Below are 15,331 nucleotides of genomic sequence, written 5' to 3'. Positions count from 1 at the left end.
ACCCACTTCATTTTTTTCGTCTTAAGTTCAAACCATTCGATAGGTTAAGTCTCGAAAATACTCTATTGCAACTATATATAGTTGCACTTTTTGCGGTTGATTTGGTATAATGATCCCCTATATCGCAGGGGGCATTATGACGAAAACGGATAAATTATTAGCAAAGCTCAAATCGTCCAAAACACTGACTTGGAATGAATTAGCGGGTGCGTTAAAAGTGCTCGGTTATCAACAAGTAGAGGGTGATGGTTCGAGGGTTAAGTTTGATAATGGCATTCCGAAGGAGTTAATCAACCTGCATAAACCGCATCCTAAAAATGAATTAAAGGCTTACGCATTGCGCCAAGTGAGAGACAAATTAACCGAATGGGGGAAACTATGATGCAAAATACAATGACATATAAGGGTTATCACGGCTCTGTAGAAATCAGCCCAGAGGATAATATTCTGTTTGGGCAGGTGCTATTCATTTCACCGTTGATCAACTATGAGGCCGAAACAGCCAAAGGGTTAGAGCAAGCCTTTCAAGAGGCGATTAACGCTTATCTTGCTGACTGTGCTCAACAGGACATTCAACCAGAGAAGCCTTGCAAGGGATCGCTTAATGTCAGATTAGGCCATGACTTGCATTTGGCTGCGTCTATCGCGGCATTTCAGGCATCGACTAGCACGAATGAGTTTATCAAAAGGGCAGTTCAAAAAAGCGTGGGTTTGTAGGCTGCAAATCGTTGTCGAGCAATGGATATCAGCCTGAGCCATGTGATCTACTTAAACTGAACATTACCCCTGTTAGCTCCCCGCAAACGCGAAACAAGCGGCGGCTTCGCCGCCCTTTTCCGTTTATCTGACAATACCCCTTGGTGTGCTTTGAAACGTGCCTCGGCGGTCAATCTATTTACTCTGAGTGTCTATTGGCTGCTGTCGCGCTATGTCATCTAAATACCACTGATGAACTTGGGCGTTCCCTTCGGTCGGGCTTTTCGCTTCGCTCCCCGCGATAACGTGATCCACTGATGGCAAGCAAGCTTGCCGTGGCTCTACGTTCCTGCTTGCCAATCCCTAACGCAACCGCCAAACCGCCAAGCACAGTCCTACTCACTGCGCGGCAAGTGTGGCTAAGCTGGTCGTTTCATTCGGCATCATGGCCGCTCCTGGTTCTATCCCTTTCGTTTACGCTTCCGTCTTAATCTGTCGCTCACCACAACCCGCTTGCCAAGGGTTCGCTTCGCCGCTGCGCGCCCTTGTCAATCAGAACGATGGCGAGCGAGCAGGACGTCAGGCGAAAACGAAGATGATAGACCCCAAACGGAGCAAGCAGCCATGACACACTCAATCACTACCCCAGCAAGCCACACTAAGCCTTTCAGCGAGCAAGCCAGCTTACAAGCGACAAGCAGGCTCTCCAAAGACGATATCTCAAAATGCAAAACAAAAAGTAAAAGTGCAAAAGCATTTAAAAAAGTAGATATGTATCAGGTCGTCACTGATCAAATCATTGCGGCATTAGATAAAGGTGTAAAGCCTTGGGTGTGTCCGTGGCAGAGAAATTCAATCGGTGCAGGTTTGCCGATTAATTTCGATACTAAAAAAGCCTATAGCGGTATTAATGTTTTGTTGTTATGGGCGGCGGCATTTGATGCGGGATTTTCATCAAATCAATTTTTAACCTATAACCAAGCGAATAATTTAGGCGGTCAAGTTCGCAAAGGCGAGAAGGGCACCTCAATTATTTTTTATAAGAGTTGGGAAAAAGAAAATGAACAAGGTGAAAAAGAAGTAATTCCCATGCTTAAAAGTTTCACTGTCTTTAACGTTGAGCAAATCGACGGGTTAAATGTTGAGGAAGTGAAAGGTTTAAACGTAAACAACTCATTTGATGCAATTGATCATGTTGAAAGCTTCATTAATAAAACAGGTGCGAATATTGTAGAGCAAGGAGATAAAGCATTTTTTAGACCCTCTACCGATAACATCGTTTTACCCACTCGCGAACGTTTTTCAAATAGCCTTGATTTTTATTGTACGGCATTACATGAGTTAACGCATTGGACAGGCGCAAAAAGCCGATTAGACAGAATAAAGGTATCTCGATTTGGTTCGGATGATTACGCCTTTGAAGAATTGATCGCTGAATTAGGCGCAAGTTTTTTAATGGCCGAGTTAAATATTAGCGGTGACGTTCAGCATGAGTCTTATATCGCAAGTTGGTTAACGCAGTTAAAGAATGATAAGCGCTATATTTTTAAAGCCGCCAGTGCCGCGTCTAAGGCTCATCAGTATTTAATGCAAGTCACATGCGAACAGTTAAAGGCCGCTTGATTTTATAGGCTTAGTTTTTACTAAGCCTTTTATTAGATAGGAATAGATATGTCGGATAAAACAATAGAAGATAAATTGAAGTGGCTTGGTGCATTATATACATCTAAAGGGATAAATGAATTGGTCAATAACGGCCATGGTAATGGTTTAGCGTTAGCGTCTTTGTTCTATCGTCACGCGATCGGAGATTGGGGCGATTTAGAGGATGAAGATTACCTGCTTAATAATGAGATGTTAATTAAGGGCGGTCGTATCCTTTCAGCTTATCAGTTTGAAGGTGTAGAAATATGGATCATCACCGAGGCAGACAGAGCACGAACCACCGCATTATTGCCAAGCGAATATTAAGCCGCCACGCTTGCAGAAAACGCACTCATTGAGTGCGTTTTTTTTGGTCTGAAATTCCCCCGAGGAAGTTGCCGCTTCATACGGCAGCCGCCTAGCAAAAATCGAAAATCCCTAAAAAATCCCCAAAAAATGAAAAGTGCAAAATCCTGGCGAAATAGTGAAGTTGGAACCTTGAGAATAAGACCACACCCCACGCAAGAATTGATAAATCAATTCTTATGGTTGTTTGTGGTGTAAGTTATTGAAATTAGGCATTTAAATATCAATATGATTCAAATATTTTTTTTTGAAAATTCATTTCGTTTTTACACTAAATCGTATTAAAGGTGTATTAATAAAATAATACAATCGTATTAAAAGCCCTTGTGCCAATGGTTTCAGGCGGATTAATACAGTATTAATACCGCGTATATTATTTAGTATTAAAGTGATGTTTATAAAGGAATTACTCATTAACTCAATTTGTGAGTGTATTAAACTTTAATACACTGGTTAATACAGTTATAATGCAAACCTATACGTTGTTAATACACTTTTAATACATTGGATAATGTCACTATGGCCAGAAGTAAAGTTGTGCAAGTCCCCTGCGATGCAGATCTCTATGCCAAGATTGTTGCTTATCGAGAAGAGAAGGGTTTGGAAAAAGATGCTGCTGCCGCGCGAGATTTGATCTTGTTTGCTCTGCGTATTCTTGAGCATAAAGATGATGCCGAGGGGTTATCTACTCGCGAACTGTTAGAGGTGATTCTGACCTATACAGTTAAGGCGCAACACACTAGCAGTCTGGTCTATTACCAGACATACAATGCGGCACCTGTTGATATACAGAATGCAGGTATTAAGCATAAGGACACAATGAGAAAGGCAGAGGAAAAAGTTGAGCAGATTTTAGCGGGCGAAAATAAAGAGGACTAAGTGTCCTCTTTATATATTCATTACATGGTCTTTTCCCCAATATCCAATTTAGGGTTGTCGATGTTGGGGGAGTATTCTTTCGTCGTTGAACGGTGGCTATCCATTGCTAAATGTTGATAGTGTTCATCGTGTTTTATTTTATTCGTCGTTACGTTAGTGCTGTCATCTTTCATCGTGATATTTTTTGTGCCTGCAATATCATGACTCAATGATTGAATGGCTTTAGATAGGGTGTTGTCTTTTGTCGTGATGTTATAGATCGCTTCGTTGACTAATTGCTTTGTCGTTTCGACTTTGTTTAAGCCGTCAGGTATCAGGCTGGGTTCAATAATTACCGCATGTATATTTTCCTTGCTGAATTTTTCGGTAAGGTCATTAGCCAGTTTTGCAGTGTCTTGTGGATTATTAGTATCAAGTACCACTATCACGTTTTCGCGCAATTCATTTGTATTGAATGTTTTAGTGTCATTATTATTGTTTAGCGCAATAACGTCAGCCCCGTTTTTATTATCAGCATTTATCTTAAGCGCGTTCTCTACACCGACAGCGACAATGCTATAGTCTGAATTATTGCCTTTGTTGATCGTCGTGCTGTTCCCCGATTTAGAGCCGAGTATGCGCTTGTTTATTTTTAGCGCTGCAATGTCACCGCTGGATTTATCAAGGTAAGTAATTTCTACTGCCTTAGTCTCATTCTTATCATTGGTGATGTTCGCGATTAATGCGGGGAAGGTTCCACGTTTTTCTGACGAATAAACGGCATCGTGAAAACGTAAGTTTTCATGCTGCTTAACCTCGATGCCTTGCTTGTTTAAATACGTCTGTGCGAGTGAGTTTTCTATAGGTGTAGCTTCGTTAAAGTATTGCTTCGCGCGCGCTTCTAATTGGCTTTGCTTAACTGGAATGGCATGTGTTAATTCATCATGCTGTGGGTTTTTTACCAGATTATATTTATCGGGTTCGTTCATCATTTTATCGGCTTTATAAAGTGTATCTTTATAACTGCATTTTTCAGCGACCATAATCAGGTTAATTAAGGTGCCTTTATCGCCGGTTTTCCAGTCTTTAAAATAGCCACGATATTGGCCCGTTGTGGTCAATGTTAGGCTCCCCTCTTTGCCAAATGTCAGGTTATCTTTGTCTGATTTATCGCGGTTCGGCTCACCTAAAAGCTGCGTTGCCAGCGATTCACTGTAGGCCGGAAGCTTGGCATTTAGCTCAGTGGCCATCCGTTTTAGATCCACATATCCATTCACATCGAGGTACTTTGGGTTTTCCTGCGGCAAGGGTTTGTCATTAAATAGCGGGGTATGTTCAGGGTAATACTTATCTCTTGTCTCAAGTGCAGAGACTTTATTGGGATCGTTATTGACCCATGAGAGCATCATTTTTTGCGGGTTATCGGTGATGATTTTTACGTGCTTACTGGCACGGGTGATATCGATATACGCGCGCCTTACGTTAGTTAATGCACCTTGGCCCTTAATCGCGGTAATGACATTCTCATAGGTTGCCCCTTGCGCCATATCGGCGGTGCGGGTGTATGCGTAATCCCAATGAGCATCTTTCAACTCTTTGGTTGAGAGCGTTAATGTGTGGTTATCCGTGGATTTGAGCTGCATTTGTTTATCGTCAATGCGGCTAACGGTATAGGTTTTGTTGCCCTGCATTTCACGGTCAATATCGCTTTTGCGGAGCATGATACTGTCGCCTTCTGCGAGAGGTTGCTCACTCTTGGCCCAAAGGTTCGTGAATTTGTGGCCATGATTTTTGGGGAAGAAATGCTTTTCCTCGCCGGTTTTCATATCCGCGAGGGTGAGCATGTTATTGAGCTTATCGACCTTCATAATTTCAAAATAACTGTCTTTACTGGTCGTCAGGATTAACCCCTGCTGATAGGGCAACATGGTCGCCAATTCCGCTTTACTGGCATGAACTCCGCGTAATCTCGGTACGGTGAATTGCTCGGTACTGAGGCTTTTTTGTTGCTGTAACCCTTGGCGGATTTCGTGGGTAATGTCGTCGCGTTCCTTGTTGGTGTACGCAATGATAAGGGTATTTTCACGTGCTTTAGGTGTTCTGGCCAAGTATTCCAGTGCCACCGTGGCGGGCAGGGCTTCGGTCGCCAGTTGCTGGTTTTTCTTCGGGTTATCGGTTATCGACTGCAAAGTTGAAATGATATTCAAGCTTTGATTGATGTTAGCGGTCGCCTGCTTTTCGGGCGTTACCGCGTCGTTCGCGGTGGGCGCGGTGTATTGGTCAAAGGGTAATTGTTGCTGAATTTTATCAATAGCGCTTTCGCCTTGGCGATCGACAATATTGTGTACTGCACTCAGTAGCGTGCTGTTCTGTTGGCGCACAATGTCTTTCATGGTGACGCTATTGATTGCGCCTTTGTTTAACGCGAGTTCAAAAGGTTTACCCGCTTCTTGGGACGTTAACTGTTTAGTGTCACCCAAGAACACGGCGCGCGCGCCTGTTGTCTCAATCAAATGGGTAAATTTATCCATTTGGGCGTTACTGGTCATCGAGGATTCATCGAGCAAGAACACGGTGTTGGCGTATTGGTCCGGTTTCGCATCTTGGCTTAAAAAGTTGCTTAGGAGTGATTGCACCGTTTGGCTTTCGACGTTCTTGTCTTTGAGTTCGTTAACGGCGGCGTGTGTCGGCGCTAGACCTATGAATTGTGTCGGTGTCTTATTGGGTTGCGTGTTGAGAAGGGATTCGCTTTGTTTAACAAGATCGATACCCGTTTCAAGCATGGTCGATTTACCCGTACCCGCTAACCCTTGAACACCTACAAATCGGTCTTTGGTGGTGGTGATAAGCAAGGTCGCGTCTTTTTGGCCATCGGTCAGGTTTTGATTTTGACTGAGTACCTGCGCGGCGTGTTGAGCGGTGGTAAGGGGCGCAAGTTGATCTTTGCCCGCTTGTAGTCTGTCTAAAATACGCACTTCGGTATCGATGGCGGCTTGGGTTGTCCAGCGGGTGCCGTCGTGGTATTCGGCGCTCAGGAGTGAGGGCGCACCTTTATCCGTGCTGTTCGTGGCCATGTGTTGCAGGGTGTTGATGATTTCATGTTGGGTAATGCTGGTGCCTTTTTCCTCAAAGGCGTACTTGATCGCATTAACAATCAGCTCTTTTTGTGAGTAACCGGCTTCTTTCTCGCTAATGTGCTGGATGGCAAAATCTACGGCATTGTGAATAAGCCCTTTGTCTTGATGCTGGGCGCCAATGGCATTCAGTGCTGCGGTCACATCTTGGGTGAGCAGGGCTGTGGTTTGGCTATTCACGAACTTTTCTGGCATGTCAGCGGCTTGCATGATGCGCGAAATACTGGATGGTTTCACCTCACTTTTTTCTAATCGGTCATCAAATTGTTGTGCCTTGTCGGTGAATATATCGATGTGTTTGATGCCTTGTGTCAGCGTGTCATGTAACCACTCTTTTGAGGCGCTATAGGCTTTAATGTTGACGATGTGGTGACTTGCATTAGGGCTGGCATTGCTTGGCGTCGTGGCGTAACCATGATTGAGCGGCGCATGGTGCAATGCACTGGCTTTAACGCTGTGCTGTTTGCCGCTTTCGTCTTTGAGCGTGACCCATTCTTTGGATAGGGCGTTGATTGTATAAATTTGTTTGCTCAAACCACTGTCTTGATGGTTTGTGGCCATGATGAGTTTGTCGCCGTTGGCGATATGTAAATTGTCCGGTTTCGCGATCACGTACTCTGCGGCTTTAAAGGCTTTACTGCTGGGGTTAATCTCGGACGCTTTACCGTTTTTGTCTATCAGCGTAAGGGTGTTGTTATCGCGGTTTACGCTGTCCACCGTCAATTGCTGTTGTTGATTGCGGCCGCCGACTTTTTGCCATTGGGTGAGTACCATGCCCTTGGTGTACTGGCCGACGACTTCCCGTTGCTGCGCGGATAAGAACACGGGATTAAGGGTAGGGATGTTGAGCCCAAGGCGCGATACATCACCTTGATTTTGCAGTTCTGCGCGAATGGCGCTGTTAAGCTGCTTCACATCTTTATGGGTGCCCGCAATGACTTGGGTGTGTTGCTTCTCGGGCAGTTGCGCGTAAGTTTTTGCAATCAGGTTAACCCTGTCACTGTCTTTGCTTTCATGTAGCCGCATGGCCGTGTTGCTTTGTTTGGTGGCGACCCAGTTGCTCTCATTTACATTACCTTTTTTAAGTACCTCGATAGCGTTACCGGCTTTCATGCCTTGCTTGGCATTGGCGTGATTGAGCAATATCACTTTACTGTTACCCGCTTTGGCTTGCGCGAGCAGGGCATTGACCTCGTTAAGGCCGAGTTTATTGGCGTTCTCAACCACTAAAATATCGCGGTTAGTGTTGTTGGCCGTTTGAGTAAAGCTGCTGAATGTGTGGGTGTGGTCAGGTTTGAAGTGGTTCATTATCCACTTGCCAATAGTCGATGAATCCCGTTGTACCCGTTCACTGGTGTGCAGTTTGCTTTTCATGTCAGGGGTAATGATGTGAATACGTTTACCGTTGGCCTCACCGACATTTAATAGGGCGGTCGCGAGCTGTTCACTGCTACCAAAGACGTTCACTAGGTTAACTTGTTTGGTACTGGCGAACAGTTCAGAGACTTTCTTTTGGTTGTCCGCATTTAAGCCTTTGCCTTGAAGCGTGTTGGTATCGACCACTTGGCGCATGTTGGCCGTTTTGGGTTTGATGCTCTCTAGCAGGTTGGTTTCGGCTTTGATGTGTGCGGCGCTTGTAAAGGTCGCAGACTCTTTATCAAGTGGAATGAGCGCGCCATCTTCGATGTGCTTATCCAGTGCCAGCTTAATATCAAGCGCGTCGAGCTTTTGGCCCTGCGTAAATTCAAGCGTGGCTGATTCCACTAATTTCGCGTAATTAAAACGGTTTTGGGTGTTACTGGCGTGCTCAATCGCGCGACTTACCGCATCGATAGCGGCGGGTTTTAGCGTTAATGTATTGAGTGAGGATTGGCGCGACATGCTGTCCGTCACGAAGCTTGTCAGGTTAAAACCGCTGTCATTGGCTTTGTTTTTCCATTGCTCAAACAAGGTGGCTTCGCTGGTATAGGCTTTGCTCTTGCGGGTATCCTTTGCGGCCACGTCCCGCGCGGCTTGTGAGTCTAAACCTAAGGTTTGGGTTTGTTCGTTGATTTGCTGGCTACGGGTTGAAAATGTATCGAGTAAGGACTGCGGTACACCTTCCACTTCAAACAAATTATTACCCAGTGAACGAGTTTGATAACCCGCTTGTTCAACACTGCGGGCTAAGGCGCTTTGGTAGAGCGAGGTATAGTATTTTTGATGGTTATAAACCCGCTCACCCGTGCCATTGATGATGCCACCTTTTTGTTTAAAGCTACTGGCCAGAGCGCGCAATGTGCCCTCGCTGTCCTTGGTCATGTTGGCGGTGAGTGAGTGGGTGTGCAGTTGCGGATCTTCTTCACGACTGGTTTTGTGGCGCACCATGGCAAAGAGTAAATTACCGGTATTTTCAAAAGACGTTTCTTTTGTCCCCGGGTCTGTTTGTCTGGCCTGCGCCGCATCTTTCTCAATATGCGATAACGCGAATTTTACCGCGTCATCGTGCGCTGTCATTAAGCGTTTATCGCCACCAACGAGCGCAAGTAAGCTAACCGATTTAGGCGCTGAAAAGGTAAAGTCAAAACCGTTGCGGGCGTTGCTATTTTGGGTTTTAAGCGTTTGGTCGTTTAGGCTACCGGCTAACACCTCTTTGAGTTGATGTTCTTCAACGGGCTTGCCTAGCATTCCCTCTTGCTCTGCCAGTTTGCCAAACCATTGGGTATTGGGCTCGGCGCTCTGCTCTTTCAAGTAATAGTTGGTTTCCCCTTCTTTGGCATCCGCTGCTTTTTCTAACGACACGTCAGGCAAATTGAGGTTCTTTTCTTCACTGAGGTAGTAGCTGGCCGCGCCGCCAGCGCTCGACGCAATGGGACTGATGGAAAGCATATTGATATTCCTTTAGAGGGACCTCGCGCGGGGCGCGAGGTGAACTAATCCGGTAGGTTTATTCTGAGTCGAGTTGGGCTTTGATTTCGTCAGACGTGAAGCCCAGCGCTTTGAGTTCCGCGATGGCTTCAATTCGACGCATGACGTTCATCCGTTCATGGTCATTTTTAGAGGCTTTACGTGAGGGCTTTTTCGCCGACAATTCGGGCACTCGTGTCGTGGCGTTGAATGAGGTCATCGTTTTAGCTCCTTTAGTCGAGCGATATTTCTTCGTGTACTGAGGCTATTTGTTGCTCTTCAAGTCGCTGTGCATCCTCAATGTGCTGGTCTGCGGCCTTTTGTTTTTCAACGGCTTTTTTCTTCTCTGCATCCTTGAGCGCTAACTCAGTCGGTTTGGCCTTTTTTGCATCGATGAGGCTTTGGGCAACCGCATCGGTTTTTTCAGCAAGTTTGGTCATGCGCTGCGCTTCCGCGCTGCGTTCATCATTGTTTTCATCCCCTTCATACATGGTGTCATGAATGCTTTGGAGCTTGGTTTTATCTGCCTTATCGAGATGTTGTGCCGCGCTGAATTGGTGATAGTTAAGGCTTATCTCTAATTTCTTCACTTTCTCAGATGGTGTGTAATCCCGCTTAATAAACGGGGCGCACAGTGAGCGCATTTGGTTAAAGACTAAATCCACTCTCACCACAGGATAATTGCCAGGCGTGCGTAGCCAGAATTGTAAATCTTCAAGCTGCATGATTTCAGAGGGCGTGACCACAGGGCGGGTAATGGTTTGATGGCCCAGTGATACGCCATCCCTGATTTCATTAGCGCCGTAGCTGTATTGCTCTTTAGAAACATCGACTTCTTGCTCACCTAAATCGTGAGACGAGATTTTGGCCATTTCGTTAGAGGGTGAACGGAAAAATAAGCGAGTGTTGAGCAAGTCGAACATTTCAAGTGCCGCATTTTCGCCATAGACTTTTTTAAGCTGCGCAAAAGACTGAATACCTATGACATAACAGCCGCCGAACTTGCGCACTTCTGCGATTGTTTCGGCAAGTTCAGGTAACTTGTGCAAGCTTGGTGCTTCATCCATCAACACCCAAATTCTGCGGTCCGGATCTTCGTCTTGTTCTAAAATGGCGGTCGAGGCAATGGATAGCCACATTGAGATCAAGGGGCGCAGTGAGGCATGTTGCTGTGCGTTACTGGACAGAAATAGAAAGCCTCTTTCTGCATCGTTTCTCACCCACTCACGAATTGAAAATTTGCGGCGAAGGAGTTTTCCCTGTTCGTCCTTTTCATCCAGTCCGGCAAGGAATCGTAATGATTTGATATAGGCCGCGAGGACAGATTTAATGGATATCGCCGTTTTTTGGATTTTATCTGATACCAGTGAGGCCGATTCGGTCCCTTTAAGATACTCACTTAACGATTCAAGCTCGCTGGTGAGCATGAGTTCAAGTAATCGCTCAGTGATTTGGTTCTGTTGAGGCTCTTCTAGCATCTTAAATGCAGTAGATGAAAAAATGGTGCGTGCAGATTGCACCCAAAATGGATCTCCCTCACCATGCTGGGGAATGAGCGCGCTCGCCATATTCTCAAAATCTGAGGGTTCATGCGCATCACACCACACATCCCAGTAAACACAGCGCTCATCAAATGGGTTTAGTATGGTGTCGGTTGTTGGATTATAAAATTTACTGACAAAGGTACAGCCTTTGTCATAGATAATGGCTTTGTCGCCCCTTTCACGTATCCACGTTAAAAACTTACGCAGCGCCACGGACTTTCCCGCGCCCGTGGTGCCATCGAGTAACAAGTGTTGAACTTCAAAGCGTTCTTTGAAAATACCGATGCCATCGAGCTTGAAATCAGATTGGCGCTTGTCCTTTTTAAGCTGTTTTGCTAATTCCTTCGGCGTGGCTTTTTGCATCCCCCGAATAAAGTGTTCCTCGGTTTGCTCGTCCCCTTTTTTCTTGAAATACCACATGGCCACAGTGAGGAAAGCGATACCAAAGACGCTACTAATGAGGAAATAAATTTGTACCCATAGCCAAAAGCGGCTGTTGGCCGCAATCAGTATCGGGTTTTCTAATTGAGACCCTAACGTACTGGTATAGACAGTGCCTTGCCATTCAGTTTGCATGACATGGCTTTCTGGTCTAAACACGCTAACCGTTTGGTTTATCCAATAATAAGCGCCCGTTAAGGTGTCTTTATCAAGGAAGAGATAGCATAGCAGCGCTGTTAAGATGAGCACGCCATAACACGTCCAGCGGATAAGCACGGCGTTAATCTGCAAAAACATCCGCAAATTGTGAAATAAAATCTGGCCACCACGGGTGTAGTTACTGCCTTTAGTACGTTTGGGGTTTAAGGTCACGTCTAGGGTTCCTTTTTCGGTTTATTGGCTTCGAGGGCTTCATGTTCTGCGATGTGTTTTTGGGCGGCAGCGCGATACTTTAGGTCTGTAAAGGACAAGTAGGTGCCGTAATAGCTGTATTCCAGTAGTACATGGGTGGTGTCATTTTGAAACTCGGCCTTATCAAGGCGTAATGGCTCCGATACGAAGGGGGCCATTTTTATGCGTGGGTATTGGCGGCTAAGTTGTTCTTCTAGCGCCTTATACTTTTCTAAGGAGCTTGGGAAGGTAAAATTGATGCGGCCTAAGGTTTGGGTATTATCAAAATAGAGGGTGGCATGCTTAAGCTGCGCCTCATTAAACTGCTCACCACTCACGCGATAATAATTCCAGCTATCAGGCAATCCCGATGCGGTATTTTTGTCTTGGAGGGTGTAGGTTTGCTCTGTCTCTTGCCTCGTGGATTTGCCCAAGGTGAGGCCGAACAGGGAGGTTTCAGCTTGTGCAAGTGAGCTTAATAAGCACAGCAACAGTGCGCCTGTTTTAATGATGTTCATGAGGTTATCTCTTTGTGATTGAAAGTCATGGCTATTATCACATTTTTGGTCCTGTAAAGGGGCTTGACTGACGCACTGTTTCGGCCATTTTTTCATCGTCACTTCGATTATCCTGTGGTATTTGAACAAGGGCGTGTGCCGCTTCGGCTTCGGCTTGCGCTTGCTCTCTATCGATGGTGGGCAGATTGGCGGGAACGTGTTTACTCTCTGCACTCCAGACGTCTTGCATGATTTCCGTGTTGCCTTGCGCTGCATGCCCGCCAATTCGCTCGTACTCGCCCGTTTGGTAGAGGCTGTCATTGAGCGGCGCAGCGGCATAATGTGGTGATTGCTGTTTATTGATATCAATATCGGCAGCGTAGCGCTCCTGAGCCTGCATAATGTCATCTCGGCTTTGCGGTAATTCATGGTTTTTGTATTGCTCTACCATCGCTTTGACTTCGGGAGTGTTAGCAAACTCGGCAGCGAGTTGGTTACGAATGCCTTCCATTTGAGGCGATTCGCCCTTGATCACGTCCATGAAATCACCATGTTCACCTCTGGAATCTTTAACGTAATCAACAAAATCTTGATTAAAGTCGCGGCCAATACTGATAGAGCCACTTTTGACGCTATTGGCGAGGTCGGTGTAACTTTGGGCTTCGGTGAGCTGGGCGTGTTGGGTTTTGGCAAGGGATTCAGATTGGTTAATGCTCTCAACGAAACTTTGCATTTCACTGTCCGATTTTGCGTGCGTGTTACTGCTTTGCTCACCTGAGCTGTAGCTCTTCACCTTATCGATAGTGCTACTAAACTGCTCTTGATAGCTTTGTAGACGACTCATGCGTTCACTGTCACTTAGGCGGGTGCTGCTTGATTCATCGGTAGACGCTGACGTCCCTGCGCTGACTTCCGCAGAAGCGCCAGAGCCAAACAATCCTTTGCCAGGCGTGCCGACAGTGATGCCCATTTTGGCATCGGCATTCATCCGTATTGCATCATTCCAAGCGTCGTCTTTAGAGCGGCCAAATTCTTTGGAGTAAGACTCGACGAGGCTACTGAGGTCCGCAACGGATTTACGGTGGTTGCCAGCCTCGCTGGTACTGCTGTTGTTGCCATAACTGCTGGTTTTATTCAGTCCATGACTTAAGTTATTGCTCTGGTTTTGGATTGCGCTTGTGGTTTGGTTGAGTTGTTCTCCGGTGGATTGACTGGCACTGATCGCGTTTGAGGCCGATTGCGAGGCCGAGTTCGTTACTACGTCACTGCCGCTGATGTTCACTGGCAAGCTACGGCTTAGAGCATTTTGGCCATTAATGACTTGTCTGCCATCATCAAAGGTGGTGGTCTCATAGCCAGTTGCATCTTGCTTGGTGTTGCCATGAATACGTTCAACGCCAGTGGTGTCGATTTTATTGCCGTTGGTGTTGTTGTAGCTGTAGTTATCCACCTGAGCGTTACCCAAATTGATATCACCACTGGCCGCACTCGCAGAGGTGCGCGCGTTAACGCTGCTCATCATGCCCGCGAACTGATGCGACATACTGCTCATTACCGACGCGCCGCCTTTCATAATGAGCGGGACAATTAATGTCGGTACGCTCATCATTAAAAAGCCTGTCATAGCGGCATAGCGGGAGTGCATTTCTTGTAAGGGATCAACGTTGCTTAACGTGATCCCGCCGTAAATGTTAGTGATTTCAGTGGCGTTAAGGGATAAGCGCGTGGTCATAATGAAGTTAATGAGGGCAAACATCACCGGCCATGTGCCTAGGTAGATAAAGCCTTTGAAATAGTTGCCGAGCACTTGAAACGTGAGCGAGGGGATCATGGCTATCGCCACTACTAAAAAGGCGACAGAGCTAAACAGCAAAAACAAAATCGATTGCAGCATGGGCAAAAATTCGCGCGCCTGCAGGGCCATTCCCGCCCACATCGATGTGGTTTGCATTTTGTTTTGCGTATAGGCGTAGTTGAATGCGGCGGCGGTGTTGTTGCTCACCGCTGCATCATCTGCGAGACCATTTCGCAGGGCGTTAATCGTCATGTTTTGCAGGGTTATTTGCGACGCGCTTTGACTGATATTGGCGTACTTTTGATAACCACTGCTGATGCTGGTATTCAAAAAGCTTTGTTGGCTTGTGGCCTTTTCACCATAAATCCAACTGCCCAGTAACTTGATGCTTTTTGCGCTGTCAGCTTGGAAAAGTTGCTTGAGGCGCGGAAGGGCTTCTTTGCAAGTGGGGTAATCATCAAAACCCATTTGAATCGCCCGTAGCGGCGAAGGGTTGTGAGTGGCTAAAAAGTCCCAAATATCCGGCGCACTGGCTAAATCTCGCCATGTGTATTTATTATTGAGTAGCATATCTCCGCGAATACAACTGCTGATGTAGTGCTGCCAATAGCCTTTAAGTTGGGTGTTTTCTATCTCGCTTTGTCTGGATAACTTGTACAGCTCAGAGCCAAACATCATGCCCGTTTTACTGTATTGTTGATCATCGGGTACGTGAAAAATATCTTCCACCGTTTGGGTGGTGGCATACATATAATGCGATGCCCATGAGGCCGGAAACGCCACAATCGCGGGCACATTGTCCACGCGATAGTTACCCGTCGGATTGGTTAAATCGGTAATTTGCACTGTGGCGGTGGTGTTCATGGCAAGCAATGGCACGGCAAAGTAAACCGCGCACCATTTCATAATCGCGTTATGGTCACGCTTGATGAAAAAGTGCAGCGCGGTGGCCACAACGGCAAACAGTGCACAGATGCTTATCATGCTGGCAAATGAATCGGACTTGAACAGCACGGCAATGGCATTCATCACTTGCTTGGCCACGTCCCCGTTGCTGTAGGTAAATATCTCAACCGCCAT

10 protein-coding genes are annotated in these 15,331 nt (G+C 46.2%); 5 read left to right on the top strand and 5 right to left on the bottom strand.

Annotated elements, in window-relative coordinates; genetic code table 11:
* Nucleotides 1–136 precede the first annotated feature (136 nt).
* From HQQ92_RS00375 to HQQ92_RS00355, 5 genes are all read left to right on the top strand, one after another.
* Nucleotides 137–382: a type II toxin-antitoxin system HicA family toxin gene (locus HQQ92_RS00375; RefSeq protein ID WP_006087375.1), complete on the top strand. Its 246-nt coding sequence runs from the start codon at nt 137–139 to the stop codon at nt 380–382.
* Nucleotides 379–717 carry a type II toxin-antitoxin system HicB family antitoxin gene (locus HQQ92_RS00370; RefSeq protein WP_012197942.1) on the top strand — a complete coding sequence of 113 codons (339 nt, stop codon included), beginning with the start codon at nt 379–381 and terminating at the stop codon, nt 715–717. Before HQQ92_RS00375 ends, HQQ92_RS00370 begins: the two co-directional genes overlap by 4 nt.
* A 603-nt stretch (nt 718–1,320) precedes the next feature.
* Nucleotides 1,321–2,319 (top strand): ArdC family protein, encoded by a 999-nt coding sequence (locus HQQ92_RS00365; RefSeq protein WP_173242424.1) that lies wholly within the window; start codon nt 1,321–1,323, stop codon nt 2,317–2,319.
* Between the two features lie 48 nt (nt 2,320–2,367).
* Nucleotides 2,368–2,667, top strand: coding sequence for a hypothetical protein (locus tag HQQ92_RS00360; RefSeq protein WP_173242422.1), 300 nt, complete (start codon nt 2,368–2,370; stop codon nt 2,665–2,667).
* A gap of 558 nt (nt 2,668–3,225) precedes the next feature.
* Nucleotides 3,226–3,585: a hypothetical protein gene (locus HQQ92_RS00355; protein WP_006087379.1), complete on the top strand. Its 360-nt coding sequence runs from the start codon at nt 3,226–3,228 to the stop codon at nt 3,583–3,585.
* Between the two features lie 20 nt (nt 3,586–3,605).
* On the opposite strand, the gene traI is transcribed toward HQQ92_RS00355, so the two are convergent.
* From traI to traG, 5 genes are read right to left on the bottom strand one after another with little or no spacing between them, the layout of a single operon-like run.
* The gene (traI, locus tag HQQ92_RS00350) at nt 3,606–9,566 is read right to left on the bottom strand and encodes a conjugative transfer relaxase/helicase TraI (protein ID WP_173242420.1); all 5,961 of its coding nucleotides are present in this window, start codon (nt 9,564–9,566) and stop codon (nt 3,606–3,608) included.
* A 58-nt stretch (nt 9,567–9,624) separates the two neighbouring features.
* Nucleotides 9,625–9,804 carry a hypothetical protein gene (locus HQQ92_RS00345; RefSeq protein ID WP_006087381.1) on the bottom strand — a complete coding sequence of 60 codons (180 nt, stop codon included), beginning with the start codon at nt 9,802–9,804 and terminating at the stop codon, nt 9,625–9,627.
* Between the two features lie 13 nt (nt 9,805–9,817).
* A complete protein-coding gene (gene traD / locus HQQ92_RS00340; RefSeq protein ID WP_173242417.1) occupies nt 9,818–11,941 on the bottom strand; it encodes a type IV conjugative transfer system coupling protein TraD in 2,124 nt (707 codons plus the stop codon).
* Nucleotides 11,942–11,943: 2 nt separating this feature from the next.
* Nucleotides 11,944–12,477 (bottom strand): hypothetical protein, encoded by a 534-nt coding sequence (locus HQQ92_RS00335; protein ID WP_173242414.1) that lies wholly within the window; start codon nt 12,475–12,477, stop codon nt 11,944–11,946.
* A gap of 37 nt (nt 12,478–12,514) precedes the next feature.
* Nucleotides 12,515–15,331, bottom strand: a complete 2,817-nt coding sequence (traG, locus tag HQQ92_RS00330; protein ID WP_173242412.1) for a conjugal transfer mating-pair stabilization protein TraG — start codon at nt 15,329–15,331, stop codon at nt 12,515–12,517.

The organism is Shewanella sp. DC2-4 (assembly GCF_013248875.1).
Lineage (GTDB): Bacteria > Pseudomonadota > Gammaproteobacteria > Enterobacterales > Shewanellaceae > Shewanella > Shewanella oncorhynchi.
Note: the sequence above shows the minus strand (reverse complement) of the source record. Positions and strands in the feature narration are given on the sequence as shown.